This is a genomic window from Zoogloea sp. JDB1 (assembly GCF_056724025.1).
Map to the genome: position 1 here is coordinate 481,684 of NZ_CM161496.1, position 25,966 is coordinate 507,649.

Sequence of the window (25,966 nt, forward strand, 5' to 3'; positions counted from 1 at the left end):
GAATCCGTCCCCGCACCCACTGGCGGAACGCAGCCATGAACGCGCCCCTGTCCCGCCACATCCTGCGCACGCCCGAGCACCGGGCCATGGCGGCGCCAGTCAGGACGCCGGCGCCCGTCATGCCGCAGCGTGCCACGGTCGGCGGGCTGATGGTGTCCAGCCCCCACGACGCCGCCGAGCGGGAAGCGGTGCAGGTCGCCCGCCGGGTGGTCAGCCTGCCGGCCGTGCCGGTGTCGGCCAGCGCCACCCGCTTTACCGGCCTCGTGCCGGCGTCCGCCCAGCGCACACCGACTGTGGCGGCTGCGGCGACCGCCGCCGCACCACGGCCGCCCCCCGCTGCGGCCGCCCTGCCCACCGGCGGCCAGCCGCTGCCGCGCAGCCTGCGGGATTTCATGGAGCCGCGCTTCGGCGCCGACTTCTCGGCGGTGCGCATCCACACCGGGCCGCAGGCGGCCCAGGCCAGCCGCCAACTCAATGCCGCCGCCTTCACGGTCGGGCGCGAGATCTTCTTCGGCCGCGACGCCTACCAACCCGACAGCAGCGCCGGCCGCGAGCTGATCGCCCACGAACTGACCCACACCATCCAGCAGGGCGCCGCACCGCAGGCACCGGCCCAGGTGCGGCGCAGCCTGCTCCCCGGCGTGGTGGAGCACAGTCCACCGGCAGTGCAGCGCCTCGGCATCAGTGATGCGCTGGACTACTTCGCCGACCACGCCAACAACCTGCCCGGCTTCCGCATGTTCACGCTGGTGCTGGGGGTGAACCCGATCAACATGCGGGCCGTCGAGCGCACCCCGGCCAACCTGCTGCGGGCGGTGGTGGAACTGATGCCCGGCGGCGCGCTGATCACCCAGGCCCTCGACAACCACGGCATCATCGACCGGGTCGCCGTGTGGGTGCAGCAGCAGATCGCCACCCTCGGGCTGATCGGCAGCAGCATCCGCCAGGCGGTGGACCGCTTCCTCGACAGCCTGGGCTGGCGCGACATCTTCGACCTGGGCGGGGTGTGGGAACGGGCCAAGCGCATCGTCACCGAGCCCATCTCGCGCATCACCAGCTTCGTCGGCAACCTGGTGTCCGGCGTGCTGCAGTTCATCCGCGACGCGATCCTGCGCCCGCTGGCCGGGCTGGCCGCCGGCACCCGCGGCTGGGACCTGCTGTGCGCGGTGCTTGGCAAGAACCTGATCACCGGCGAGCCGGTGCCGCGCAGCGCCGAAAACCTGATCGGCGGCTTCATGAAGCTGATCGGCCAGGACGAGGTGTGGGAGAACATCCAGAAGGGCAACGCCATCGCCCGCGCCTGGGCCTGGTTCCAGGGCGCGCTTGCCGGGCTGATGGGCTTCGTCACCGCGCTGCCGGGGATGTTCATGGACACCCTGCGCAGCCTCGGCGTGGCCGACCTGCTGACCCTGCCGCAGACCTTCGTGCGCATCGCGCGGGTCTTCGGCGACTTCGCCGGGCGCTTCTTCAGCTGGGCCGGCCAGCAGGTGATCAGCCTGCTGGAGATCATCTTCGAGGTGGTCGCCCCCAGCGTGATGCCCTACCTGCGCCGCACCGCCGGCGCACTGCAGAGCATTTTCCGCAACCCGATCGGCTTCGTGCGCAACCTGGTACGGGCCGCCAAGGCCGGCTTCGAGGGCTTCGTAGACCGCATCGGCACCCATCTCAAGACCGGCCTCATCGAATGGCTCACCGGCTCTCTGCCGGGCATCTACATCCCGCAGAAGCTGGAGTTGCAGGAGATCCTCAAGTTCGTGCTGTCGGTGCTCGGCCTGACCTGGCAGAACATCCGCCAGAAGCTCGTCACTGCCGTCGGCGAGCCGGTGGTGAAGGCCATGGAGACCGGCTTCGACGTGGTCGTCGCGCTGGTCACCGGCGGGCCGGCGGCCGCCTGGGACAAGATCAAGGAAATGCTCGGCAACCTGAAGGACATGGTGATCGGCGGCATCAGCGACTTCGTCATCGACATGGTGGTGAAGAAGGCCGTGCCCAAGCTGGTGGCGATGTTCATCCCCGGCGCCGGCTTCATCTCGGCGATCCTGTCGATCTACGACACGGTGATGGTCTTCGTCAGCAAGCTGGCGCAGATCGCCCAGACCGTGAAGGCCTTCGTGGACTCCATCGTGGCCATCGCCGGCGGCGCCATCGACGCGGCGGCCAAGCGCGTGGAATCCACATTGGCCAACCTGCTGTCCCTGGCGATCAGCTTCCTGGCCGGCTTCATCGGCCTCGGCAAGGTGGCCGACAAGGTGATGGCGGTGATCCAGAAGATCCGCGCCCCCATCGACAAGGCCCTCGACTGGCTGGTCGGCTGGATCGTCAAGATCGGCCAGGCGCTGTACGGCAAGGCCAAGGCGGCGGTCGGCAAGGTCGTCGAGTGGTGGAAGGAACGCAAACCCTTCCGCACCGCCGGCGGCGAATCCCACGAGGTGTATTTCAGCGGCGACGAGAAGAAGCCGGTGCCGATGGTGGCCAGCAAGGATCCCAAGCCGATCCTCAGCAAGCTCGACCAGTACGCGGCGATGGCCAAGGAGGCCGACGCCAGCAAGGCCCGCAAGAACGCCGTGGCGGTGATCGGGCGGGTGCGCCAGACCCTCGCCACGACGCCGGAAGCGCCGACCGTGGTGGCCGACATGAAGACCCTCTTCGAGGCCTTCGAGGAGGTCGGCACGCCGAAGAAGACCAGCTTCCTGAGCCAGGTGCAGACCGGCCTCGGCGGCAGCCAGGTGGCGGTGCACATGAGCGTCGACTGGCTCGACGCCAAGTACGCCGGCGCCCACGGCAGCGGCCCGGCCTCGTCGGCGCTAGCGACAGTGATGAACCAGCTGGTCACCGATCCGGGCGAGAGCGCCGAACGCAAGTACATCAAGGGCCACCTGCTCAACGACAAGCTGGGCGGCGAAGGGGACGACAAGAACCTGTTCCCGATCACCGCCATCGCCAACAGCCGCCACCGCTATTCCACCGAATCGACGGTGCTCGGCTGGCTGAAGAAGAAGAACAGCTGGGTGTGGTACGAGGTGAAGGTCGGCATCGTCGCCTCCAGCTTCCCGGTGCCCGGCAAGAAGAGCCTGCGCAACTTCGTGAACGCCGACTTCAACTGCTACGCGATACGCAAGAACGAGGATGGCGAGCAGCAGGAGGCCTTCACCAGCACCATCGCATCGCGCCAGGGTGCGCGGCCGGAGGCGGAGGTATTCGACCTCGGCAAGTAAAGCTCAGCCGGCCAACGCATCCCACAGCAGCTTCACGCCGGAAAGGCCCAGCGCCGCCGTGGCGAACAGGTAGAAGCCGCGCTCCGGCAGCCTGGCCAGCACGCGCATGCCGGTCCACACGCCGATCGGCACCAGCGGCAGCAGCATCGCCGACATCAGCAGGGTGTCACGGGAGAACAGGCCGAGTCCCAGGTAGAAGGGCAGCTTGGCCAGGTTGATGAAGGCGAAGAAGAACACCGAAGTGGCCACGAAGACCTGGCGCGGCTGGCCGCGGCTGAGCAGATAGACCATCACCGGCGGCCCTCCTGCGTGGGCCAGCGTGCTGGTGAAGCCGGCCCCGGCGCCGCACAGCCACGCAAAACCGCGGCGCGGCGGCTGGCCGCCCGTGCCGGCGGCCGGGCGATTGCGGCGCAACACGCGATCCGCCGCGAAAGCCACTGAGATCAGGCCCAGCGCCCCTTTCACCATCGTCTCCGACATTACCCCGAAGGCCAGCGTGCCGGCGGCAATACCGACCACCGCGGCGGGGATCAGCAGGCGCAGGTCGGCCCAGTCGGCTTTTCCACGCCACGCGCGGATGCCGACCATGTCCATGCAGATCAGGATAGGCAGCATCACTGCCACAGCGTCCCGCGGCGACAGCCACATGGACATGAAGGGCACGGCCAGCCCGCCGAGGGCGCCACCGAGACCGGATTTCGAGATGCCGGTGAGCAGGACGGCGATCGCGGTGACGATCCAGCCGGCGGCATTCATTTCCATCGGAACAAGGGGCAACGGATCGGGGAAGGGAGCGCCGCAGCATAGCAGGCAATGTGAATCCATGTTGCAGGACAGCACCGTCCCCCCCAGCCTATGCCTTAAGTAGTACATTTTCCACTTCCGGCCGGTTTGTTCAGGCCAACTGATCCGCCGCCTCCCTCGTGGCCCCTGTCCGAAGATGTTGAACGCCACGCCCAGCAGACTCCTGCTCGTTGCCGCCGGCTACCTGGCCCTCGGTGGACTCGGGCTTCTGTTCGCGATTGCCCCCGGCTACGCCAGCCCGATCTTCCCGGCCTCTGGCCTGGCCCTGGCGGCCGCCCTGTGCTTCGGCCGCAGCGCGCTGCCGGGCATCTGGCTCGGCTCGGCGAGCCTCAACCTGGGTCTGGCTTTCCTCAGCCACACGCTCGATCCGCGGACGGCCGTCGCGGCGAGCCTGATCGCCTGCGGCGCGACCGCCCAGGCCTGGCTTGGCCAGGCCCTGGTGCGGCGCTGGGGCGGCAACAGCTGGCATGCGCTGGAGCACGAGCGGATGGTGCTGCACTTCCTGCTGATCGGCGGCCCGTTGTCCTGCCTGGTATCGCCGTCCATCGGTATCGGCAGCCTGGCGGTGCTGCAGGTCATGGCCACACCTCAGCTGGCCTTCGCATGGTGGAACTGGTTCGTCGGCGATGCCCTCGGCGTGCTCACCTTCGCTCCCCTGTGCCTGTGCTTCTTGATCCGCTCCAACCGCCTGTGGCAGACCCGCCGACGCCAGATCAGCGCGCCGATGCTGCTGACCCTGCTGTTCGTAGGCATCGCCATCTACGCCACCGCACGCTGGGAACAGAACGGCCAACAGCGCCGTCTGGAGGCCGACGGTGCACAGATCCAGAAGCGCATCGAGGATCGCCTGCAGACCCACCGCGAAGCCCTGCTGTCGCTGCGCCGCCTGCTCGAAGTGACACCCAACATCGGTCCAGCCCAGTTCGAGGCCTTCACGCTGTCCACGCTACAGGACAACCCGGACCTGTCGGCCTTCAGCTTCAATGCCTACGTGCTCAACGCAAACCGCTCCAGCTTCGAACATGGCATGCAGCAACGTCTGCACGATGCCGACTTCGGCATCCACGAAAAGAACGCGCAGGGCCAACGCATCCCGGCCTCGCGGCGCGAGGCCTACGTGCCGGTGACCTACATCTCGCCGGCGCCCCCGAACCGGCTCGCCCTGGGCTTCGATCTTGCCTCCGAGAGCGTGCGCCGGGACGCGGTGCGCCGCAGCCGGGAACGGGATACCGAGATTTCCATCAGCGCACCGCTGAAGCTGGTCCAGGACAATACCGACGGGATCGCCGTGCTAGCCCTCGCCCCGGTCCATGGGCACGGAGAACAGCCGGTCAGGACGGACCCGCTGCGTGGCTTCGCCGTCGCGGTCATCAAGATGGACCAGCTGGTCGCCACGGCCATCGGCGACGGGCTGCCGCCGGGGCTGCACCTGGAACTCGTCGACCCCGCCGGCAGCCACGGGCCGCAGCGCCTCGACAGCCCCAACACGCCCGTCGACGCGACGGGTACCCGCGCCGTGTGGAGCGGTCAGATCCACACCGGTGACCGGGAGTGGTCGCTGCGGGTCTTCGCCGACGACCACTACCTGGCCCTCAACCGCCCCTGGATCGCCTGGGGCGTCGGCGTCGTCGGCCTGCTCTTTGCCACACTGCTGCAGACCCTGATGCTGGGCATGACCGGCCGCACGGCCATCATCGAACGCCGCGTCGAGCGTCAGACCCAGGATATCGCGGCGGCCAACATGGAGCTGGCGCGCCACCGGGACCATCTGGAAGAGCTGGTCGCCGCCCGCACCGCCGACCTGTCCATCGCCAAGGAGGCCGCCGAAGCCGCCAACCGCGCGAAGAGCAGCTTTCTGGCCAACATGAGCCACGAGCTGCGCACGCCGATGAATGCCGTCATCGGCCTCACCCACATCCTCAGCCGCAAGAACGCCGACCCCGACCAGCGTGAGCGCCTCGGTCGCATCTCCCGCGCCGCCGGCCACCTGCTGCAACTGCTCAACGACGTGCTGGAACTGTCGCGCATCGACGCCGAGCGGCTGCCGATCGAGGAAGTGCCCTTCCAACTGAAAACCGTGATCGCCAATGTGGACAGCTTGGTCGGAACCGAAACGGCCACGCGTGGCCTGCAATTCCACGTAAACCTGGCGCCGGGACTGGCCGAACTGCCGCTGCTCGGCGATCCCCTGCGCCTGCAGCAGGTGCTGCTCAACATCGTCGGCAATGCGATCAAGTTCACTCCGCAGGGGAGCGTCACGCTGGGCATCAGCAGCACCGATGAAGACGCGGACGGCCTGCTGCTGCGCTTCGAGATCCGCGACACCGGCATCGGGATCCCCGCCGACGCGCAGCAACGCATCTTCCAGCCCTTCGAGCAGGCCGACAGCTCCACCACCCGCCGCTTCGGCGGCACCGGCCTGGGGCTGACGATCTGCCAGCGCCTGGTGCGCCTGATGGGCGGCGAGATCGGCGTGGCCAGCCAGCCCGGCGAAGGCAGCACCTTCTGGTTCACGTGCCGCGTACGCCGCACCACGCACACCGTCGAGACCGCCGAAACCCCGCTGCCGGACGGCACCGACGCTGAACAGCGACTGCGCGCCCGCTTCGGCGACCGGCGCATCCTGCTCGCCGAGGATGACTGGGTGAACCAGGAGGTTGGCCTGGAGTTGCTGCGCGAGGTCCTTGGCCTCTCCGCAGATCTGGCCGAGAACGGTGCGGAGGCGCTGCAGATGGCCGAGCAGACGCCCTACGACCTGATCCTGATGGACATCCAGATGCCGGTGATGGACGGTCTCGCCGCGGCCCGTGCGATCCGCGCGCTGCCGGCCCACCGCCACACGCCGATCCTGGCGATGACCGCCAACGCCTTCGAAGAAGACCGGCTGGCCTGCCGCGCAGCCGGCATGGACGACTTCATCGCCAAGCCCGCCGACCCGGACCTGCTGTTCCGCGCCCTGCTGCGCTGGCTCGAAAAACGGCCTGAACTACTGAACACGGGAGCCACCGATACGCAAGGCGGCTAAACTTCGTCATTTGCCGGCCGAAATAGCAGGAACCGTCCGCCGCCTGACCTCCGATGCCAGACACCCCGTCCCAGGATTTCGTCGTCACCCCTGACCAGCTCTGCATAGGGTTGTTCATCCATATCGACCTGCCCTGGTTCAGCCACCCGTTCAGCTTCAACAGCTTCAAGATCCGCAGCGCCGACCAGTTACAGACCCTGCGCGCGCTGGGCCCGAAGCACTTCCGCTACGACCCTGACCGCTCGGACGTGCTGCCGCGGGGCATGGTGACGACTCTGCCGGTGGAGCTGCCACCCGCCGCGCCACCCGTCGAGGATACGACCACCAACGCCGCGCTGGCCAGCAAGCATGAGCGCATCGCCCGCCTGGCCCAGCGCAAGCGCCAGGTCATCGAAGTGGAGAAGGCCCTGGTCAAGGCCGCCGGCGTGATGCGCAACATCAACAAGAACCTGTTCGCCCGCCCGAAGGAATGTCTGGAGGAAGTGGACGAGCTGGTCAATCAGATGGTCACCGCGTTCCTCGACCAGCCCGACGTGGCGCTGCACGTGATCGGCGAACACGCCGGCGGCGAGGAAACCTACTATCACGGCCTCAACACCTCGATCCTGTCGATGATGCTGGCCAAGGACCTGGGCTTCAACCGGCCCGCCTGCCAGTTGCTGGGGGTCGGCGCGCTGCTCCACGACGTCGGTCTCAGTGACGTGCCCGACCGCATCGCACGACCGCGCCAGGAACTCACCACACCGGAGCGCAACCTGCGCCAGTTGCATTGCGAATACGGGCTGCGCATGGGCAAGCAGCTCGGCCTGCCCGAACCGGTGCTGCGCATCATCCTCCAGCACCACGAACTGTCGGACGGCAGCGGCTACCCCAACAAGCTCAAGGGCGACCAGATCGATCCGCTGGCGCGCATCGTGTCGCTGGTCAATTACTACGACAACCTGTGCAACCCGCCCGACCTGGCCAAGGCGATGACGCCCCACGAGACGTTGTCGCTGATGTTCGCCCAGCGCCGCGCCAAGTTCGACGGCAAGGTGCTGCAGGTGATGATCCGCTGCCTGGGTGTCTATCCGCCGGGCACCGTGGTCAAGCTGTCCAACGACGCGCTGGCGCTGGTGTCCTCGGTAAACCCGGCCAAACCGCTGCGCCCATGGGTCACCGTCTACGATCCCAGCATTCCGAAGGACGAAGCGATCCTGCTCGACCTGGAAGAAGAGCCGGACATCAACATCGCCAAGGCCCTGCGCCCGATCCAGCTGCCGCCCGAGGTCTATGAGTACCTCAGCCCGCGCAAGCGCGTGACCTACTATTTCGACTCAGATTCGCGCAAAGGGCGCCGGCAATGAGCGACCGCTACCAGGACCTGCTGTTCGCCGCTGCCGAGGAGATCCTGCTCCTCGTCGACCCCGAGTCCCTGGTCATCCTCGCCGCCAATCCTGCTGCTTCGCGCCTGCTCGGCTACCCGGCCGGCAGCCTGCCCGGCCAGTCGATCACTGACATCGAATGCGCACTGACCGACCTGTTCTTCTGGGAAGAGATGCGGGCCGGCGGCGGCACCGAGGATCAGGTTCTGGAAGGCCTCTACCGGCGCGCCGACGACAGCCTGCTGTCGGCCCGCAAGACGGTGCGGCGGATTGCCGAGGGCATCCTGGTACGTGCCACCGACATCGGCGCGCAGAAACGCGCCGAGGACCAACTGGCGCTGATGGCCTCACGCCTGCGGGCGACGCTCGAGGCCACCGCCGACGGCATCCTGGTGCTCGACCGCAGCGGTCACGTCACCAACATGAACCGGCGCCTGGCGCGCCTGTGGAACCTGCCCGAGGAACTCCTCGCCCGCCACGACGACAATGCAATCCTTCAGTACATGGCCAACGCGGTGGAAGGCGGCACCGACCTGCACGCGCTACTGACCCGTCACAGCCAGGACCTGAAGGAGACCTTCGACATCCTGCCGCTGCGCGACGGCCGTATCTTCGAGGCCAGCTCACGGCCGGCCCGCCACGACGAGGAGGTCATCGGCCGGGTGTTCTGCATTACCGACGTCACCGAACGCCACAAGGCCGAGCAGGCCCTGATCGCCGCCCGCGACGCAGCGAACGCCGCCAACCGGGCCAAGAGCGACTTTCTGGCGATGATGTCCCATGAGATCCGCACCCCGATGAACGGCATCATCGGCATGGCTCAATTGCTCGAGATGTCGCCGCACACACCCGAACAGCAGGAATACATCGCCACCATCCAGAGCAGCGGCGACGCGCTGCTGGGCATCATCAACGACATCCTCGACTACTCGAAGATCGAGGCCCGCAAGCTGAGCCTCGAGAAGATCGGCTTCGACCTGCGCCCGCTGGTCGCCGACGTGGAGAAACTGTTCCGCGCCCGCGCCGCGGAAAAATCCATCGTGTTCACCGCGACGGTGGCCGACAGCGTGCCGCGGGTGGTTGTCGGCGATCCGACCCGCCTGCGCCAGATCCTCATGAATCTGGTCGGCAATGCCTTCAAGTTCACGGCCCACGGGCAGATCGGCGTACATGCCACCTCTGCGCCGCTCGGGCCCGGCCGGATCAGCCTGCGCGTCACCATCAGCGACACCGGTATCGGCATCGCAGCGGACAAGTGCACGCACATCTTCACGCCCTTCGAGCAGGCCGACATGTCCACCACCCGCCGCTACGGCGGCACCGGGCTGGGCCTGGCGATCTGCCGCATGCTGTGCGAACTGATGGGCGGCCAGATCGGCGTGGACAGCCAGGAAGGGGCCGGCTCACGCTTCTGGTTCACCGCCGAACTGGAAACCGGCATCGGCGAGGAAACCCACACCCCCGACGCGCCTCGCGCAATCCTGCGCAAGAACACGCGCATCCTCGTCGTCGAGGACAACCCGATCAACCGCACCGTGCTGGCGCGCATGCTGGAACGATTCGGCGCCCAGGACGTGGCCTTCGCCGAGGACGGCGAGGACGCGCTGGCCCGCTGCGCCGCGGCCGACTACGAGCTGATCTTCATGGACGCCCGCATGCCGCGCCTGGACGGCCTGGTTGCCACCCGCAGACTGCGCGAGCAGGGCTACAAGGCCTACATCATCGGCGTCAGCGCCGATGCGATGCCGGAGGAGCGCCGCGATGCGCTGGCCGCCGGCATGGACGACTACGTGATCAAGCCGATTGCCCGTGACGCACTGGCGGCGGCCATCGAGCGCTGGCGGCAGACCCTGATCGCCGCCTACCGGGCCGGCCTGGCAATCAAACCGCCCGAGGAAGTGTAAGCGGGCATCCGGGCAGCATCGGCCCGCCACAGCAAGAAGCCCCGCGAATGCTGGTTTTCTCCGCTGGAAGCCACAGTGCAGGCGCATAAATTTTCTTACAAAGCCATGCAAGGACAGTGCAAGGCCAGCAGCTATCCTTGAAACGTACCGCGCTCCCGCGGGCGCGCCAAGGAGAACACCATGCTGAATACCCGCCAATGGATCACCGCTGCCCTGATCGGCATTGCCGGCCTGGGCCTGTCTGCCACCGCCAGCGCTGACCGCGGCGAAGGCCACGGCTGGGGCCACCGCGGAGAATGGCACGGCCACCACCATCATCACGGCGGCCGCGGCTACGGCCCGGTGTATTACGCACCGCAGCCCGTCTATGTGGCGCCCCCGCCGGTCGTCTATGAACGTCCAATCATCTATGCGCCACAGCCGGTATATGCCTACCCGAGCCGGCCATCAGTGGTGGTCAGCGTGCCGCCGCTGGTCTTCCCGCTGCGCTGACACACCCGATCTTCGGCACCGCCTGCCCCCGCAGACAGCACAGGTAGGCGGCAGTCAGTTCGTCCAGGTAGTTGCGATAGATCGTCGCCCAGCCTTCCGCCCCCGCCTCGAGGAGCAGATCGAGGCGGGCTTGGTGCGTGACGCGATCGCGCTCGTCGAGCACATCGTCCCGATTCAACGCCTGCGCGCGCAGGCGGTTTTCCGCCGTCCCCACGATGAGACGGCTGCCGAGGAAGTGCATGCGCTGCACCACATCGGCGTGGGCCAGCCACAGGCGCCCCAGCAAGGCCCCCTGGCAGAGGGTGGCGCAGCTCAGCGCCGTCGGTAGGAATCCCATTTTTGTAGTCGCTCTCTGTTGAGGCGGGCATCGTTGCCGACCTGTCTATCGTTTTAGCCGAGCAGTCAGCAGACGCAAGTTTTGGCCCCAGCTTCAGCAGGGCGGCACATCCTGGCTGAGCAACCAGGCGGCCCGGTCGCGCAGGCGCCGGCTCCACGCATCGTTGAGGCCCGCCGCCGCAGCGAGAAGCTGCAGGTCCCGCGGGTCGGCCCGGTGCTGCTGGCAGACCGCCCACAGGCGCGCCAGGCTGCATTCCGGCGCCGGCCGCTCGACCAGTTCGAGCACGTCACCGGCAGCCATCTCCCCTTCCTGCAGCACGCGGAAATACCAGCCGGTCCACCCCTTCGCAGCGATCAGCCGGGACATCGGTGGATGATCCAGCTTGTGGCTGATCTTCCAGCACGGCTGGCGCGGCTGGCTGACCTGCAGACGGCAGCTGCCCAGCGCAAAGACATCGCCGATGCACACGTTCTGCTCGGTAAGCCCCTGGGCCGACAGGTTTTCGCCGAGGGCGCCGGGGTGCAACAAGCCGGCTCGCTCCGGCACCTCCGCCGCCAGCCCGGCATAGTGTTCGGCGGGGTAGTAATGCACGGCCTTCTCGGGCCCGCCATGGACCCGGCGATCCGCCTGGGCATCGCCAGCCAAGCCTTCCCGGCCGACCGCCACGCGTCCCGCGACAGCGTTCTTGAAGATGCCGGTCTGCTGGCCCTCCGGCGGCAAGGGGCGCAGGCGGCCGGTGTACACGGAATCGACGACGGCTTTCACGAAGATCATCCCTCCCAGGTTTGCCCGGCCACCGGCCATAGCCAGGCCGCCCCGCGCACGCCCGACGAATCCCCATGGACGGCCGGGCACAGGCGGGTCGCCACCGCGTCGGAGAAAACATGTTGTGCCCACAGCAGCGGCACCTGCTCGTACAACCGGCCGAGGTTGGACAGGCCGCCGCCGAGCACGACCACGTCCGGATCGAGGATGTTGATGACACTGGCCAGCGCCCGCGCCAGACGCTTCTCGTAGCGCTGCAGGCTGGCCTCGCAGGCGGTATCGCCGGCCAGCGCGGCGGCAACGATGGCTTCCGGCGCCAGCGCCACGCCGCTGCTGCGCAAATGGTCGGCCGCCAGTCCTGGCCCGGACAGATAGGTTTCGACGCAGCCCGCCCGCCCGCAATAACAGGCCGGCAGCGGCAGATCGGCGCCCTCCGGCAGGGGCAGCGGATTGTGTCCCCACTCGCCGGCAATCGAATTGATACCCGACAGGAGTTGCCCGCGCACCACGATGCCGCCGCCGACGCCGGTGCCGAGGATCACCGCGAAGACCACCTCGGCCCCCGCCGCTGCGCCGTCCACCGCCTCGGACAGGGCCAGGCAGTTGGCATCGTTGGCGGTACGGACCTCGCGGCCGAGCAGGCGGCGCAGGTCATCAGGCAACGGCCGGCGATTCAGGCAGGTGGAATTGGCGTTCTTCATCAAACCGCTGGCTTTGGACACCGCGCCGGGCGTGCCGACGCCGACGGTGCCACGCCGGCCGAGCTCGGTCTCGATCGCGTCGACCAGCCCGGCCACCGCCTGCAGCGTGGCGGCGTAGTCACCCTGCGGCGTGGCCACGCGGCGCCGGGCCAACGTGTGGCCCGCGTCGTCGAGGGCGATGATTTCGATCTTGGTGCCGCCGAGGTCGATACCGATGCGCAAGGGGAAGCTCCGCCGAAAGATGGCCTGTATTGGGGCCAATGATAGCCCGCGGCGCGCCCTCAGTCCGGCTTGGCCTGGCGATACTTGGTCCACCCGCTCCAGCTGTACAGCAGCAGGCCGGCCCAGATCAGCCCGAAGGTGCCGAGGCGGGCCGGCTGCAGCGGCTCGTCGAAGATCAGCACCGCGGTGAGGAACTGCAGCGTCGGGTTGATGTACATCAGCATGCCGACGGTGGCCAGGTTGAGACGCTGGGTCGCCGCGGCGAACAGCATCAGCGGCAGCGCGGTCAGCCCGCCGGCAGCGACAAGCAGCACCTGAGTGAGCCCGTCGAAGCCAGTCAGCACACCATGGCCGTGGGCCGCCTGCCACAGGGTATAAGCGCCGAGCAGCGGCATCAGGGACAAGGTCTCCAGCCACAGCCCGGAGATCGCATCCACCGCCACCTGCTTGCGCACCAGCCCGTAGAGACCGAAGCTGCCGCCGAGGAACAGGGAGATCCACGGCAGGCTGCCGAGGGTGAAGAACTCGTTGCCGACCGCCGCCACCGCCAGCGCCACCGAGCCCCATTCCTTGGCGTTGAGGCGCTCCTTCAGCACCAGCATGCCGAGCAGCACATTGACCAGCGGCGTCAGGAAGTAGCCCAGGCTGCAGGCCACCACCTGGCGCTGATCCACCGCCCACAGGAAAGCCAGCCAGTTGGCACCGACCAGCAGCGCAGCCAGCGTCAGGCGCCACAGCGTACCGGGGCGCCGCGCCGCCGCCAGCGTGCTGGCCCAGTGGCGGCGCGCGGTAAGAACCACGCTGACGAACACGCAGCCCCATACCGCCCGGTTGCACAGCAAATCGAGAGGTGCCACGTGGCCGAGCTGGCGGAAAAACAGGGGAAAGAAGCCCCAGATACCGTAAGCACCGAGGCCAAAGCCGATGCCGGCGAGGGTCTTGCCTTTATCCACGGGAAGAATCGTGCATACCAAAAGCCTGCACGGTAACACCGCCTGCTGCACCGCACCCTTGGGGTTTTCCGCCGCCACCACCCGGCGGCGCGCCTACAATGGCGCCATTCCCATCCGAAAGACAGGCAAGACGATGTTGATCATCTTCAAATCCCCCGCCAGTGGCGACGTGATCATGTTCGGAAAGAACGGTAAGGAGATGCTGGAAGTGCTCGGCAAGGACAAGGAGGACGCCAAGGGCATCTTCACCGTCGAGCAACTGCCCGCCGCCATCGACACCCTGAAGGCCGCCATCGCCGCCGACAAGGCGCACCAGACCGACAAGGACGACGACAATGAGGACGAACAGGACGTGAAGCCCGGCGGCAGCGGCGTGAGCTTCTTCCAGCGCGCAGTACCGCTGCTCGAACTGCTGGAACGCTCGCTGAAAGACAAGGTGCCGGTGACCTGGGGCGTCTGAGCGGGAACACCACAACCCACCCGGCGCCGGCGTGGGCTGCACCTGTCAGCCCCCGGCCCTGTCATCAGTCCGGAATCTCTTCCCCGCTCACCACGACCACGCCAAACATGTCGGCCAGCGTCGCCAGCACCGAGACCTGCAGAGCCTCGGCAGTCACCACGCCGCCGCCGAGGGCAGGCAGGCTGCGGGTGGCCGTGCAGTCGGCCGGCACCGTCACCCCGTAGCCCAGGCTGTAAGCGCCGCGGGCGGTGGAGTTGACGCAGTTGTGGGTCATGAAGCCGATGATCAGCAGGTTCTTCGCCCCCTTTTCCTTCAGCAACACCTCCAGCTCGGTGCCGACGAAGGAATTTGGGAAACGCTTCACCACCACCGGCTCGCCGTCCACCGGCGCAACCTTGTCGGCAATCGCACCGATCTCGGCGCGGATGTCGAACAGGCTGCCGGGACCGGCATCGTGCTGCACGTGGATGACCGGCACGCCGAGGCGGCGGGCGCGGGCCAGCAGGCGCGCGCAGGCGTCGAGGGCCGGCTCGATACCTGTCAGTTCCATCGTGCCGCCGCGGTAGGTGTTCTGCGCGTCGATGATGATCAGCGCGGTTTCGGACAGTTGCGGCGGCGTCATCGGTTTGCCGGCGAGCTGGCGGAGCAGGAAGGGTGCGGACATGGATTTTCTCCAGAACGTTTAGAGGTGGAGCCAGCTTAGGCCGCTGGAATACCTGCGTAAATCGACATACATGCAACCCATTCCTGCAAAAATGCAGGCCATCATGAATCAGCGGAATACGCAATGAACTGGGACGACCTGCGCTTCGTCGTCGAGATCGGCCGCGCCGGCACCCTCGCCGCCGCGGCCCGTCGCCTGAAGGTGGATCAGACCACCGTCGCCCGCCGCCTGCGCGCGCTGGAGGAAGAACTGGGCGCAGCCCTCTTCGAACGCGGTGACGGACACTGGCAGCCGACCGCCGTCGGCAACGCCGTGCTGCAGCGCGCCGGACGCATCGAGGAGGACGTGAGCGCCCTGCTGCGCGTAGCGGAAGCCGGTGCCGGCGCGGTGAGCGGCCTCGTGCGCGTCACCGCGGTCGGTACCCTCATCGGCGACTACCTGGCGCCGCGGCTGGCCGGCCTGTACGCTCGCCACCCGAACCTGAGTGTCGAGCTGATCGCCAGCAACGACAACTTCAACGTAGCCCGCCGCGAAGCCGACATCGCGATCCGCCTGGCCCGCCCGACGCGGGGCGACTTCCTGATCCGCAAGCTGGCCGACAGCGGCTTCGCGGTCTATGGTTCGGCCAGCCTGGGCGGTGAAGCAGCGAACGACTGGGTCGCCTACCTGGACGACCTCGCCCACACACCGGAGATGCAGGCGCTGGAAAGCCTGCGCGGCGGCGGCCGGATCCGCCTGCGCTCGGGCAACATCCGGGGCCTGATGCGGGCCGTCGCCGCCGGCATCGGCTGCGGCATCCTGCCGTGCTTCCTGGCCGACCCCGAGCCGGGAGTACAGCGCCTGTCCGGCCCCCAGCCGCTACTGAGCCGGGAGATCTGGCTGCTGGTGCATCCGGACGCCCGCCAGCAAGCCCGCGTCGCAGCCACCGCCGACTGGCTGGCCGAGTGCTTCGCCAACGACGCAGCGGCCTTCCGCGGCGAGCTTCAGTCGCCGACGCGGGTCAGCACATAGCCGGCGAAACGGCACTCCACGGTGGCGTCGGCTTTCCGGCAATGCACCGTCTCACCGCTGTCCGCCAGTTGACCAAGAATCAGGGCCTTGTCCTCGCCCTGGGGCAGCAGCACCTGGCGCACCGGCGGCCCTTCCAATACCTGTACCTCCAGTAACGGATAGCCATTGCTCTCGCGGACCCGGATCTCCTTGAACAGCAGGACGTCCTTGCCCTTGTTGCTCAGCGCGTAGCGCCCCAGGTAGGGCCGGACCCAGCCGGGCCGCGTCGGCGGCGGCAGCTTCTCGCCGACCAGCGCCTCGCTCCCCAGGCGCTCGCCGACCAGCACTTCCCGCCCGGCGACCGTGCGCCGGCTGATGCCATACTGACCGATCTCGCCGAGGCCGATCGGGAACAGGCCGAACAGGCGATAACCCAGCCCCAGACGCCCGTCGGCCCGCGGCTCCAGGTCGAGGCGCGTGCCCAGCACGTCGGCCGCCAGCGCGTTGCCGCGGCGTTCCACGTGCACATGCCCGAACAGCGTGGCGTAGTCCCCTTCCCAGCGGACCGCCTCGGCCTCCGCCAGAGGCGCCGCCGCCGCGGGCACCGTGGCGGGCGGCGGCCGCAAGCCGCTGCGGGCCTCCAGCGCCACCGACAACACTTCGGTAGCGATCCGTTCCACCACCGCCCCCGACCCGGCGCTGTTGCTGAGCACCACCACCGCCAACTTGTGTTCCGGCAAGGCCACCAGCGACGAATGGAAGTTATAGGTTGCGCCGCCATGGAGTATGACCTTGCCACCGTGCTTGAGCGGCGGCCGGCCGATGAACCAGCCGATGCCGACGCGGCCGTCCAGGTCCAGCGGCACGTCCGCATTCTGCGGGCGCAACATCTCGGCCACCGTTTCCGCCTTCAGCACCCGCCCGCCGCGGACGTCGCCGCCAGCAAAGAACATCGACGCGAAGCGCGCCAGGTCCGCCACGCTGGCGTTCAGGCCGCCCGCCGGCACGTCGCGCAGGGCCGGCTCGTCCCTCACGTTCCCCTTGTGATAGCCGCGGGCCATCAGCGGCGAGGCGGACGGCCCGGCACTGAAGGATGCGGAGCTCATTCCCAGCGGCGTCAGCAGGGCTTTCTGCATGTGTTCGGCGAAAGGCTCGCCCGCCGCCCGCTCCACCGCCGCGCCGACCAGCGTGATGCCCAGGTTGGAATAGGACAGCACGGTGTCCGGCGCATAGGCCATATCGGTATCGGCCAGCAGCGGAATCACGCTGGAGAAGGGCGGCGGCGTCTCGGTGAAGAAATCCTTCAGGTAGTCCCGCGGCAGGCCGGCGTGGTGGGTCATCAGGCGGCGCAGGGTGATCGGCGGCGCGTCGGCGAAGCGGCTGCGGATCGAAAAGCCCGGCAGCGTGCGGGCCAGCGGCGCGTCGATGTCGAGGCGGCCCTGCTCGGCCAGCCGCATGGCCGCCGTGTCGGTGAACAGCTTTGAGATGGAGCCGACGCGATACAAGGTATCCGGCGTCGCCGGAAGCGCCTTTTCCTTGTCGGCGAAACCGAAGCCCCGCGCCCACAACAGCTGCTGGTCGTCCACCACGGCCACGCTCAGGCCGACGATGGCCTGCTGGCGCATCTCGTACTCGATGAGGCGGGTCGCGTAATCCTGCACCCGCGCATCGTCGTTGCGCGCCAGCTGCGGCGGACGCGACGGTGCCGCGGCACAGCCGGCCAGCAGCGCAACGGCCACCACCAGGGTTCCGGCTCTTGCCGGGGAGAATCCACATGCAGCCATCGAAATCATTCCTTTGGAATACAAAGGAATGACCCTAGCCTATTCGACAGCCCACCATCAAGCCCCGGCGGGGACACCATGAAGCGTCACAAAAGCTTAATTCAAATGGCGTGAATCGCTGACCACAATGGCGGTATTACGTTCTGCCAAGCCGTCCCGCCACCATGTACCTCAGCGGTCTGATCGTTCACCTCCGTGAACTGCTCGCCAGCGAAGCCCTCAGCTGCGTCTTTCAACCGATCTTCGATCTCCGCCGGCGGACCGTGCTGGGCTACGAAACGCTGATGCGTGGCCCGGAAGCCTCCCCGCTGCACACCCCCGAACAATTGTTACGCGTCGCCCGCGAGGCCGACCTGGGCCTCGAGCTGGAGCGCCTGGCCACGCGCCTGGCGGTCGCCGCCTTCGTGACCGCCAAGCTGCCCGGCCGCCTGTTCATCAACCTGAGCATGGCGATGGTCGCCGACCACGTGGAAAGCGGCGATCTGCCGAAGCTGCTGGCCGACGCCGGACTGACGCCCGACCGGCTGGTCATCGAACTGCGCCAGCAGTCGGACGACGACCGCAGCCGCCTCACCGCCACGCTGGAGGCCATCGCGGCGCAGGGCATCGGCTTGGCCTTCGACCGCCTCGCGCCGGCCACCGACAACAGCGCGCCACGGCCCGACTTCATCAAACTCAGCCCGCTGCAGGTCCGCCAGATCCACACCAACCTACCGCGCCAGCAGGAAGTGGCGGCCTGCCTCGAACGGGCCGAGGCGCTCGGCGTGCAACTGGTCGCCGAAGGCGTCGAGGACGCCCGCGAGCTGGCCGCCCTCAACGCGCTGGGCTGCGCCTTCGCCCAGGGCTTCCTGCTCGGCCGGCCGTCCACCGAGCCCTTCCGCCAGCTGTCCCGCGGGGTCAGCGGCATCCTCGATGCGCAGCACCAGTTGTCGCACGTGCACCTGCCGTCGGCGGCCCCCGCGACCACCTTGCTGCACTGAGTTCCTCCGGCCTCAGTGGGCCATGCTGCCGCTGCCGCCGGCATAGACGACGGTGATCGACTTGATGCCCTGCTGCAGGCGCTCGCCCACGTCGATCCACGGGTTGCATTTCCACACCAGGCTCGCGCAGTTGGACGGCATCGGATACCAGCGCCCGAAGGGAATGAAGGGGAGCTTGTCCTCGGTGGAGACCAGCGCGATGAACTGGTAGTTGATGCGGTCGCCGTTGGCATCCATCGCCACCGTGTAGCCCAGCGCATCGCCGGCATTGGTCTTGGTGCAGGTGCTCAGGTCGTTCCAGCAGGTCATCATCATGTTGTTGCCGGTGCCCTGGCGGAAGTCGTCGGTGACCAGCAGCACACCCTTCGAGCGGCCGCGGTTGCCCACTCCGGCGAGCCCGTCGCCGACGCCGACCTGGGAGTTGTACAGCTCCCCGCAGGAAAAGGTGGCGTGCTGGTTGTTGGCGTTCTTGATGACCACGAAGCAGCGGTTCTTCTCGTTGGGGTAGGCCAGGCCGGCGGTGTCGAGCACGTCGGTCAGGCGGATGCCCTGGCCGAACCAGTAGTTCATGTGGCGCGGTCCGTACTCCTGGAAGTAGTAGGTGGGGAAGGCGCTGGTCGCCTTGCTGCCGATGCGGTCCACCGCGTAATAGCCCTGGGACGAGCTGGCCGACAGGGTGGCGGCGGACACGGTGATCGGCGTGGCCACGTCGCCGCCGACCTGGAAGGCGACATCGCCGGGCTGCAGCGCCGGAGAGGTGGCCGCCGAGGCAAGCGTGTAGCTGGTGGCCTCGAAATCGTTGCGCACGTGCAGTTCGGACAGGCGTGGCGTCTTGCGCAGGGCCGGGTCGGTGTCGTTGCCGGCGATGACCTCCATGCTGCCCTCGCTGTCCGGCAGCGCGCTGCCGTTCTTCTCGTAGGCGACGATGGTCTTGTCGCCATTGCCGGTGCGGATCAGCTCGGTGAACGAGAAGGCCGACATGCGTCCGTCCAGGCCGACCGCGATCACCGCGGTGGTGGCTCCGAAGGCGCCGGTGTTGTAGTCGGCCGGGCGGAATCTGGTGGCCCGCACGATCACGTCGGCGAGGCGGTAGCCCTTGTAGGTGTCGCTGCCGACCGTGACCAGCACCGGGTTCTCGACGGCCGGGAAGGTCGTCGCGTCGTTCATCAAGGTCTTCAGGTCGGTGACGGTGATCCCCGCCCGGGCCTGAAAATAGGGCGTCGAGCCCGACGGGCTGTTGACCGGGTTGGTCGGGTCCTGGGCGGTGGACAGATCGGCCGGCATCAGGCTCTGGGTGCCACCCTGCTTGATGTCGAAAGACGCCGACGGCTTCAGCGGCGTGCTGCCCCCACCACCACCGCCGCTTCCGCAGGCATTGAGGAACACGGCGGCCGTCAGCGGCACGATCAGCGTCCGGATGAAAGATCGGTTCACGGGATGACTCCTTTCTGATTTTTGAGTGGGCGATGGCCCTCAGCGCACCGAGTTGTTGCTGCCGTTGGTGAGCTGGTTGAGGAAAGCAATGAGGTCGGCGAATTCACTGTCGCTGAGCTTCGGGGGACTCTTCAGCGCTGGATCGAGGCGGGCCACCAGGTCCGCGTAGAGCACTGGTGCCGTCGTGCTGTCCTGGCACGGCACCACGTTGCCGCCGCTGCGCAGCGCGTCGCTGCAGCGGAAGGCCATGGCCGAGGCGGCCGGGTCCAGGTGATGGCGGACCGCCTCTTCCAGCGTTGCGAACACGCCGTTGTGGAAATACGGCCAGGTGTTCTTCACCTCCCACAGGGACGGGGTCAGAAAGGCGTACTTGTCCGCGTCGCTGCCGGTGACGCCATGGCGGCCCAGGTCGCGGGGCGGCGTCATCGCGGCGCCGGCACCAAAGCCGGGACCGATCTGCGGGACGGCGAGGTTGTGGAATTTCTGGTCGCTGAGCAGCGGGCCGCCATGGCATGCGGCGCACCCGGCCTTGCCGAAGAACAGCAGCCCGCCGCGCTTGGCGCTGTCCGGAATGTCGAGCACACCAGCCATGTAGCCGTGGAAATAGGTCTTGGTGCCGAAGGCGTACCAGCGGCGGGACTCGAAGGCCGCCAGCCCGTTTCCAACGGCCGAGATGCCGATGGCGGACAGCGGCGTATCCGGATAGGCCTGCTGCAGCAGGCCTGCGATCTGCGTATCGGCGCGCAGGCGGGCCATGATGCCGTTCCAGACGGGCAGCGGGTCCTGTTCCACCGTCGCGCCAGCCGGGTTCAGGTCGGCCAGTTCGTTGGCATCGGCCGGGTCGTTGTAGCCCAGCATCTCGGGGCGGGACAGCAGCGGGAACAGGGCCTGGACCGCGGCCAGGCTGCCGAGCCCGACGGGCAGCGCAGCGCCGGCCGGGCTCGCATAGACACCATCGCTGACGCTGACCCGACCGTCCCAGAACATGAAGCGCGGATTGCCGACCACCTTGTTGAGCAGGTCCGGCGCGTTGCGGTGGATCAGCGGCGAACCGGTACGGTTGGGCGGCGTGCCGCTACCGTTGACGCCGATGGACAGCACCAGGTTGTCGAGGCCTGCATTTCCGATGGGATGGCAGCTGGCGCAGGACACGCTGCGCGTACCGGACAGCAGGGTGCTCTGGAAGAGCACCGAACCCAGGTTGTACAAGGCGTCGGAAACCGCCGGCTCGGCTGGCGCGATGACGCCGTTACTGGCCAGGTAGGCACGCAGCGGCGTATCCAGGTCCATCGCCGTGCCACTTGTCGTACCCGTGCCTGTGTTTGTCAACGTTCCCGCCGATGTCCCGTCAGCACTGCCCCCACCGCAACCCGCGAGTTGCACAGCGAGGGCCAGCGCGCCGCCCATCCACAATTTCCGCATATCGACTCCCTGCCGCCTCGCGGACGGCAATTCACTATATCTTTTTGTATATAACGACAGTCACAAAAACCCTGTCAGAACGATGCAAGGATAGTGAATGCAATATCCGTACCGGCCTCTGGGATACGGGAAGAGGAACAAGCGGAATCAGGTGAAAACGGGTCATACATCAGTGACAGCCTGGCGCGGCGCGGCACTTCCAGCGGTACCGAACGGCATCGCATGGAAAATCATCGTTGTATTATTAACTACACAACGAATCAGGTCGTCGTAAGCACGACACCCCTGCGGCAGACCTCAAACGGCCGTCAGCTGGGCATACAGCTTGGGCAGGCGGGCCGGCAGTTCGGCCGGATTGCGCAGGATGGTGTAACCGGCCGGGCCGAACAGGTGCGGCAGATAGCCCTGGCCTTCCTTGTCGATGGTCACGCAGAACGGCCGCACGCCCTCCTGGCGGGCGGCGTTGAGGCTCATCCGGGTGTCCTCGATACCGTAGCGCCCCTCGTAGTGGTCCACGTCGTTGGGCTTGCCGTCGGACAGGATCAGCAGCAGGCGCAGCGCCTCCGGCCGCTTGGCGAGAATCTGCGTGGCGTAACGGATGGCGGCCCCCATGCGGGTGTAGAAGCCCGGCTTGAGGGCGCCGATGCGGCCGCGGATGCGGTCGTCCACCTTCTCGCCGAAGTCCTTGATACGGTGGAAACGGATGTGGTCGCGCCGCCGCGACGAGAAGCCGTACAGGCCAAAGGGATCGCCGGTGGCGCCGAGGGCCTCGGAGAACAGCCACAGGCTGTCGCGGATCACGTCGATGACGCGCTGCTCGTCGCTGACCCAGGTGTCGGTGGACAGGGACAGGTCGGCCAGCACCAGGCAGCACAGGTCACGCTCGCGGCGCTCGCAGGACAGATAACCGCCGCTCGCCGCCACATGGCCGGTGCGCCGGTCGGCGAAGGCCCGCACACAGGCGTCGATATCCAGCTCGGGGCCGTCGGGCTGATTCTTCAACCAGCGCCTGGCCGGGGTCAGCGCCTCCAGTTGACGGCGCAGGCGCCGCGCCGGGCGCACCAAGTGTGCCGGCAAAGGGCCGGGCGTCGCGTCGCGGGGATCGAGCAGCATCACGCTGCACATGTCGCGCTTCAGCACCTGTTTCTTCCAGTCCCACTCGGGCAGCAGGATGCCCGTTTCCAGCGGCACGTCGTCGGCCGCCGCGGACGGCAGATCCAGGTCGAAGCGCACCTTGGAGGCGGTGTCGTGGCCGTCCTGGGCCACCGCGATCTTGTCCATCTCGCTGGCCGCCCGCGGCGCGTCCTCGCCATCGCCCTCCTCGTGGCCGCGATTGACCTTCACGTATTCGGCGAAGGACAGCAGGCTCTCGGCGCGGAAGGGCAGGATCAGGCCGTTGCGGCCGTCCGGCATGTCCTCCCGCTGGGCCTGGCGGCGTCTCTCGGTGGCATCCTCGGTCTTGCCTCCTTCCCGCTGTTCGGCCGGCGTCTGATTGGCCGCGTTCTGGCGACGATCGATGGCCACCGGCGCCGGGTACAACCACAAGGCCACCGGAACCGGTGGACGGCGTGTCGTCGGCAACGCGGCGACGCTACCCGGTTCGACCAGCGCACGCCGGATCGCCGTCTCCACCGCCGCCTCGTCGGCCGGCAGCTTGCGCGGATCAGGCCGCTCCGCAGTGATCGCTTCCACCAGCCGCCGGTAGCGCGAGCCGAAACCGGGAAAGGCCGCCAGCGTGGCCGCGCTGGCCTGCTGGTTGGCGACGATCCAGTTGTCGGCAGCCAGGTCGGCATGGTCCAGCGCCGCGCCCTGGGCGATCAACCACAGGTAAAGGTCACGGTTGAGGGCCCGCTCGGGGAACAGCGCGATCTCCGCCGGCAGGCGCAGGGTTTCTTCGTCCCGCGTCGCATGGGCAATCTTGTCGCCAGTGTGGGCAATGCGTGCCAGCCAGCCGCGCCGGGCGCCATGTTCGGTCTCGGCGGCCGGCGCCACGCGCAGGCCTGGATCGCCACCCAGCGCACGAAACAGGATGCCGGCGCTGCGCTCGATGTCCGCCAGCCGCACCGCCGCCTGCGGATACGTGCGCGTTGCCGCCCGCGTGATGAAACGGTGCCACAGGCCACCGACAAACTCTTCCATGTCCGCCCTCCGCCAAGACTGTCACCGGCTCCCGACGTCGATACGACAGCGCGGGAAACCGGGACGACCCCGACTGTACGGGGCACCCCGGCAACGCGTCCCTGTCCTGGCTCAATTTCCGGCGCAGGCCGCTGCCGGTGCCGCCCGTGGGAGCGGATACACTCGCCGGGGGGACTTGCTCAACCGGCTGTGTGCGGGCGAATCCGCCTCCGCACAAGGACTGAATCAGGGCAGCACGGAACTTAGCGGGCCGTCCACCCGCCGTCGATCAGCTGCACCGAGCCGGTCACCGACTTGGCCGCATCGGAGCACAGGAACACCGCGAAGGCCGCCACCTCGTCCGCTTCGACGAACTGCTTGGTCGGCTGGGCGGCGAGGATCACCTCGCGGATTACCCGGTCTTCCGGCAGGTTATGCACCTCCGCCTGGTCGACCACCTGCTTCTCGATCAGCGGCGTGCGCACATAGCCCGGGCACAACGCGTTGCAGGTGATGCCCTGCTCGGCCACTTCCAGCGCCACCGCCTTCGAGAAACCCACCACCGCGTGCTTGCTGGCCGTGTAGGGTGCCTTGAAGGGCGACGCGACGACACCATGCGCAGAGGCAATATTGACGATGCGCCCCCAGCCCTGCTCCTTCATCCCCGGCAGCGCCGCCTTGGTGGTGTGGAACACCGCCGACACGTTGATCGCCATGATCTGGTCCCAGCTCTCGTCCGGAAAGGCATCCACCGCCGCCACATGCTGGATGCCGGCATTGTTGATGAGGATGTCCAGGCCCCCAAAAGCCGCGACGGTGGTTTCCACCAGCCCCCGCGCCGAAGCCGGATCGGCCAGGTTGGCCGGCGTATAACCCACCTCCACGCCGGACTCGGCCGCCAGTTCGGCCCGTAGCGCCTCCGCCTCGGCCGCCGGCCGCGAACCGTTGAGCATCACCTTCGCGCCGGCCTTCGCCAGGGCCCGCGCAACAGCCAGCCCGATACCCGAAGTGGAACCCGTCACCAACGCCGTCTTGCCTGCAAGCATCACCGCTCTCCTCTGTTGTGTTGTTGATTGCATGCGGGGCGAATGCACCCGTCAGGCAGGGATGCTAGCGCAGCAACAATTTGCCAACCACTTCACAGCCACCGAGCGCCCCGCATCACAAATCGGCAGCATGCACATGGCTATGATCGAACACGCGTTCAACATATGCCCAATGCGAGCACTTGCGTGATTCCAACCGACCGTCTGCACCAACTACTGCGCCTGCTCAGCCACCGCCGGGCAATTCCCGCCAATGACCTGCTGTACGAACTCGGCATCTCCCGCCCGACCCTCACCCGCTATATCCGGGACTTGCGTGACGCGCTCGGCGCACCGGTCGAGTTTGACCGGGAACAAGGCGGCTACCGCCTCACCCACGACCGCCACCAGCTCGGCCCGCAGTTCGAGCTCCCCGGCCTGTGGTTCACCGCCGAGGAAATCCACGCCCTCCTCACCATGCAATACCTGCTTGCCAACCTGGATACCGGCGGCCTGCTCGGCCCGCATATCCGTCCGTTGCAGACCCGCCTCGGCCACATCCTCGGCAGCGCCGACGATTCCGCCACCGAGGTCGCCCGGCGTATCCGCATCCAGACCGTTGGCGCCCGCAGCTTCCGTCTCGAACACTTTCAGGCGGTGGCCTCCGCCACCCTGCGTCGACGACGTCTGGTCATCGAATACCACGCCCGCGGCAAGGACCAGCTCACCCGCCGGGAGACCTCGCCACAACGCCTCATCCATTACCGGGACAACTGGTATCTGGATGCCTGGTGCCACCTCCGAGGCGAACTGCGCAGCTTCGCCGTGGATGCCATCCAGCGGGCGGAAATCCTCGATCAGCCGGCCCGTGACATCGACGACGCCACCCTCGACCGGGTGCTCGGCAGCGGCTACGGCATCTTCGCCGGTGCCGACGTGGAATGGGCCGTGCTGCGCTTCAGCCCCGAACGCAGCCGCTGGGTCGCCACCGAGAAGTGGCATCCCGACCAGCAAGGACGCCCCCTCGACGAAGGTGGCTACGAATTGCGCGTCCCCTACAGCCAGGAACCCGAACTGCTGATGGACATCCTGCGCCACGGCCGCCACGTGGAAGTGCTCGAACCGGCGGCTTTGCGGGAGGCGGTCCGACGGGAGCATGAAATAGCGGGAAAGAACAATTCATGATGATCAGGTTTTGAGCATGGGGAAGATGAAAATGGCGTCACCTACGGAAGCAACATAAATTTTTCTGCATGACCGGCATGCATTGCTTCACAAGAGACGAACATCCGGAATAAAGCATCGGC

At 67.6% G+C, this 25,966-nt stretch carries 20 protein-coding genes; 9 read left to right on the forward strand and 11 right to left on the reverse strand.

Going from position 1 to position 25,966, the window contains the following annotated elements; genetic code table 11:
* Nucleotides 1–35 precede the first annotated feature (35 nt).
* Complete coding sequence (locus AC1PPK_RS02250) at nt 36–3,215, forward strand: eCIS core domain-containing protein (protein ID WP_481116225.1); 3,180 nt, start codon at nt 36–38, stop codon at nt 3,213–3,215.
* A 3-nt stretch (nt 3,216–3,218) separates the two neighbouring features.
* Here AC1PPK_RS02250 and AC1PPK_RS02255 read toward each other — a convergent pair whose 3' ends face one another.
* Nucleotides 3,219–3,977 (reverse strand): sulfite exporter TauE/SafE family protein, encoded by a 759-nt coding sequence (locus AC1PPK_RS02255; protein ID WP_481116226.1) that lies wholly within the window; start codon nt 3,975–3,977, stop codon nt 3,219–3,221.
* A 178-nt stretch (nt 3,978–4,155) separates the two neighbouring features.
* On the opposite strand from AC1PPK_RS02255, the gene AC1PPK_RS02260 reads away from it, so the two are divergent.
* From AC1PPK_RS02260 to AC1PPK_RS02275, 4 genes are all read left to right on the forward strand, one after another.
* Nucleotides 4,156–7,044, forward strand: a complete 2,889-nt coding sequence (locus AC1PPK_RS02260; protein ID WP_481116227.1) for a CHASE domain-containing protein — start codon at nt 4,156–4,158, stop codon at nt 7,042–7,044.
* Nucleotides 7,045–7,097: 53 nt separating this feature from the next.
* Nucleotides 7,098–8,390, forward strand: coding sequence for a cyclic di-GMP phosphodiesterase (locus AC1PPK_RS02265; RefSeq protein ID WP_481116228.1), 1,293 nt, complete (start codon nt 7,098–7,100; stop codon nt 8,388–8,390).
* On the forward strand, nt 8,387–10,312 hold the full coding sequence (locus AC1PPK_RS02270) for a PAS domain-containing hybrid sensor histidine kinase/response regulator (RefSeq protein ID WP_481116229.1): 1,926 nt from the start codon (nt 8,387–8,389) through the stop codon (nt 10,310–10,312). The genes AC1PPK_RS02265 and AC1PPK_RS02270 overlap by 4 nt, the downstream gene beginning before the upstream one ends.
* A gap of 180 nt (nt 10,313–10,492) precedes the next feature.
* Nucleotides 10,493–10,804: a hypothetical protein gene (locus tag AC1PPK_RS02275; protein WP_481116230.1), complete on the forward strand. Its 312-nt coding sequence runs from the start codon at nt 10,493–10,495 to the stop codon at nt 10,802–10,804.
* Here AC1PPK_RS02275 and AC1PPK_RS02280 read toward each other — a convergent pair.
* The 4 genes from AC1PPK_RS02280 to rarD form a co-directional block, all read right to left on the reverse strand.
* On the reverse strand, nt 10,770–11,141 hold the full coding sequence (locus AC1PPK_RS02280) for a hypothetical protein (protein WP_481116231.1): 372 nt from the start codon (nt 11,139–11,141) through the stop codon (nt 10,770–10,772). The two genes, AC1PPK_RS02275 and AC1PPK_RS02280, sit on opposite strands and share 35 nt — an antisense overlap.
* 93 nt (nt 11,142–11,234) lie before the next feature.
* A complete protein-coding gene (locus AC1PPK_RS02285) occupies nt 11,235–11,915 on the reverse strand; it encodes an MOSC domain-containing protein (RefSeq protein ID WP_481116232.1) in 681 nt (226 codons plus the stop codon).
* Nucleotides 11,912–12,829, reverse strand: coding sequence for an ROK family protein (locus AC1PPK_RS02290; RefSeq protein ID WP_481116233.1), 918 nt, complete (start codon nt 12,827–12,829; stop codon nt 11,912–11,914). The genes AC1PPK_RS02285 and AC1PPK_RS02290 overlap by 4 nt, the downstream gene beginning before the upstream one ends.
* 59 nt (nt 12,830–12,888) lie before the next feature.
* On the reverse strand, nt 12,889–13,782 hold the full coding sequence (rarD, locus tag AC1PPK_RS02295) for an EamA family transporter RarD (protein WP_481116234.1): 894 nt from the start codon (nt 13,780–13,782) through the stop codon (nt 12,889–12,891).
* Nucleotides 13,783–13,792: 10 nt separating this feature from the next.
* On the opposite strand from rarD, the gene AC1PPK_RS02300 reads away from it, so the two are divergent.
* Nucleotides 13,793–14,242: a DUF1840 domain-containing protein gene (locus AC1PPK_RS02300; RefSeq protein ID WP_481116235.1), complete on the forward strand. Its 450-nt coding sequence runs from the start codon at nt 13,793–13,795 to the stop codon at nt 14,240–14,242.
* Nucleotides 14,243–14,306: 64 nt separating this feature from the next.
* On the opposite strand, the gene AC1PPK_RS02305 is transcribed toward AC1PPK_RS02300, so the two are convergent.
* Nucleotides 14,307–14,906 (reverse strand): cysteine hydrolase family protein, encoded by a 600-nt coding sequence (locus tag AC1PPK_RS02305; protein ID WP_481116236.1) that lies wholly within the window; start codon nt 14,904–14,906, stop codon nt 14,307–14,309.
* A gap of 123 nt (nt 14,907–15,029) precedes the next feature.
* Between AC1PPK_RS02305 and AC1PPK_RS02310 the strand changes: the two genes are divergently transcribed.
* Nucleotides 15,030–15,917 carry a LysR family transcriptional regulator gene (locus AC1PPK_RS02310; RefSeq protein ID WP_481116237.1) on the forward strand — a complete coding sequence of 296 codons (888 nt, stop codon included), beginning with the start codon at nt 15,030–15,032 and terminating at the stop codon, nt 15,915–15,917.
* Here the strand turns inward: AC1PPK_RS02310 and AC1PPK_RS02315 are convergent.
* On the reverse strand, nt 15,890–17,680 hold the full coding sequence (locus AC1PPK_RS02315; protein WP_481116238.1) for a serine hydrolase domain-containing protein: 1,791 nt from the start codon (nt 17,678–17,680) through the stop codon (nt 15,890–15,892). The two genes, AC1PPK_RS02310 and AC1PPK_RS02315, sit on opposite strands and share 28 nt — an antisense overlap.
* 164 nt (nt 17,681–17,844) lie before the next feature.
* On the opposite strand from AC1PPK_RS02315, the gene AC1PPK_RS02320 reads away from it, so the two are divergent.
* Nucleotides 17,845–18,660, forward strand: a complete 816-nt coding sequence (locus AC1PPK_RS02320; protein ID WP_481116239.1) for an EAL domain-containing protein — start codon at nt 17,845–17,847, stop codon at nt 18,658–18,660.
* Between the two features lie 12 nt (nt 18,661–18,672).
* Here the strand turns inward: AC1PPK_RS02320 and AC1PPK_RS02325 are convergent, their stop codons facing one another.
* The 4 genes from AC1PPK_RS02325 to AC1PPK_RS02340 form a co-directional block, all read right to left on the reverse strand.
* On the reverse strand, nt 18,673–20,094 hold the full coding sequence (locus AC1PPK_RS02325; protein WP_481116240.1) for a hypothetical protein: 1,422 nt from the start codon (nt 20,092–20,094) through the stop codon (nt 18,673–18,675).
* Nucleotides 20,095–20,133: 39 nt separating this feature from the next.
* Nucleotides 20,134–21,423 carry a cytochrome-c peroxidase gene (locus AC1PPK_RS02330; protein WP_481116241.1) on the reverse strand — a complete coding sequence of 430 codons (1,290 nt, stop codon included), beginning with the start codon at nt 21,421–21,423 and terminating at the stop codon, nt 20,134–20,136.
* A 390-nt stretch (nt 21,424–21,813) separates the two neighbouring features.
* Nucleotides 21,814–23,655, reverse strand: a complete 1,842-nt coding sequence (locus AC1PPK_RS02335; protein WP_481116242.1) for a nitric oxide reductase activation protein NorD — start codon at nt 23,653–23,655, stop codon at nt 21,814–21,816.
* Between the two features lie 242 nt (nt 23,656–23,897).
* A complete protein-coding gene (locus AC1PPK_RS02340; protein WP_481116243.1) occupies nt 23,898–24,680 on the reverse strand; it encodes a 3-hydroxybutyrate dehydrogenase in 783 nt (260 codons plus the stop codon).
* Between the two features lie 186 nt (nt 24,681–24,866).
* On the opposite strand from AC1PPK_RS02340, the gene AC1PPK_RS02345 reads away from it, so the two are divergent.
* Entirely contained in the window at nt 24,867–25,844 is a 978-nt protein-coding gene (locus AC1PPK_RS02345; protein ID WP_481116244.1) for a helix-turn-helix transcriptional regulator, read from the forward strand.
* Nucleotides 25,845–25,966: the final 122 nt, after the last annotated feature.

Excerpts from the sequence above, each read along its gene's own strand:
- AC1PPK_RS02310 (WP_481116237.1), top strand. The coding sequence starts at position 15,030 with ATGAACTGGGACGACCTGCGCTTCGTCGTCGAGATCGGCCGCGCCGGC.
- AC1PPK_RS02315 (WP_481116238.1), bottom strand. The coding sequence starts at position 17,680 with ATGGCTGCATGTGGATTCTCCCCGGCAAGAGCCGGAACCCTGGTGGTG.
- AC1PPK_RS02255 (WP_481116226.1), bottom strand. The coding sequence starts at position 3,977 with ATGGAAATGAATGCCGCCGGCTGGATCGTCACCGCGATCGCCGTCCTG.
- AC1PPK_RS02260 (WP_481116227.1), top strand. The coding sequence starts at position 4,156 with ATGTTGAACGCCACGCCCAGCAGACTCCTGCTCGTTGCCGCCGGCTAC.
- AC1PPK_RS02285 (WP_481116232.1), bottom strand. The coding sequence starts at position 11,915 with ATGATCTTCGTGAAAGCCGTCGTCGATTCCGTGTACACCGGCCGCCTG.
- AC1PPK_RS02270 (WP_481116229.1), top strand. The coding sequence starts at position 8,387 with ATGAGCGACCGCTACCAGGACCTGCTGTTCGCCGCTGCCGAGGAGATC.
- AC1PPK_RS02340 (WP_481116243.1), bottom strand. The coding sequence starts at position 24,680 with ATGCTTGCAGGCAAGACGGCGTTGGTGACGGGTTCCACTTCGGGTATC.
- AC1PPK_RS02280 (WP_481116231.1), bottom strand. The coding sequence starts at position 11,141 with ATGGGATTCCTACCGACGGCGCTGAGCTGCGCCACCCTCTGCCAGGGG.
- AC1PPK_RS02320 (WP_481116239.1), top strand. The coding sequence starts at position 17,845 with ATGTACCTCAGCGGTCTGATCGTTCACCTCCGTGAACTGCTCGCCAGC.
- AC1PPK_RS02250 (WP_481116225.1), top strand. The coding sequence starts at position 36 with ATGAACGCGCCCCTGTCCCGCCACATCCTGCGCACGCCCGAGCACCGG.
- AC1PPK_RS02275 (WP_481116230.1), top strand. The coding sequence starts at position 10,493 with ATGCTGAATACCCGCCAATGGATCACCGCTGCCCTGATCGGCATTGCC.
- AC1PPK_RS02265 (WP_481116228.1), top strand. The coding sequence starts at position 7,098 with ATGCCAGACACCCCGTCCCAGGATTTCGTCGTCACCCCTGACCAGCTC.
- AC1PPK_RS02305 (WP_481116236.1), bottom strand. The coding sequence starts at position 14,906 with ATGTCCGCACCCTTCCTGCTCCGCCAGCTCGCCGGCAAACCGATGACG.
- AC1PPK_RS02335 (WP_481116242.1), bottom strand. The coding sequence starts at position 23,655 with ATGGAAGAGTTTGTCGGTGGCCTGTGGCACCGTTTCATCACGCGGGCG.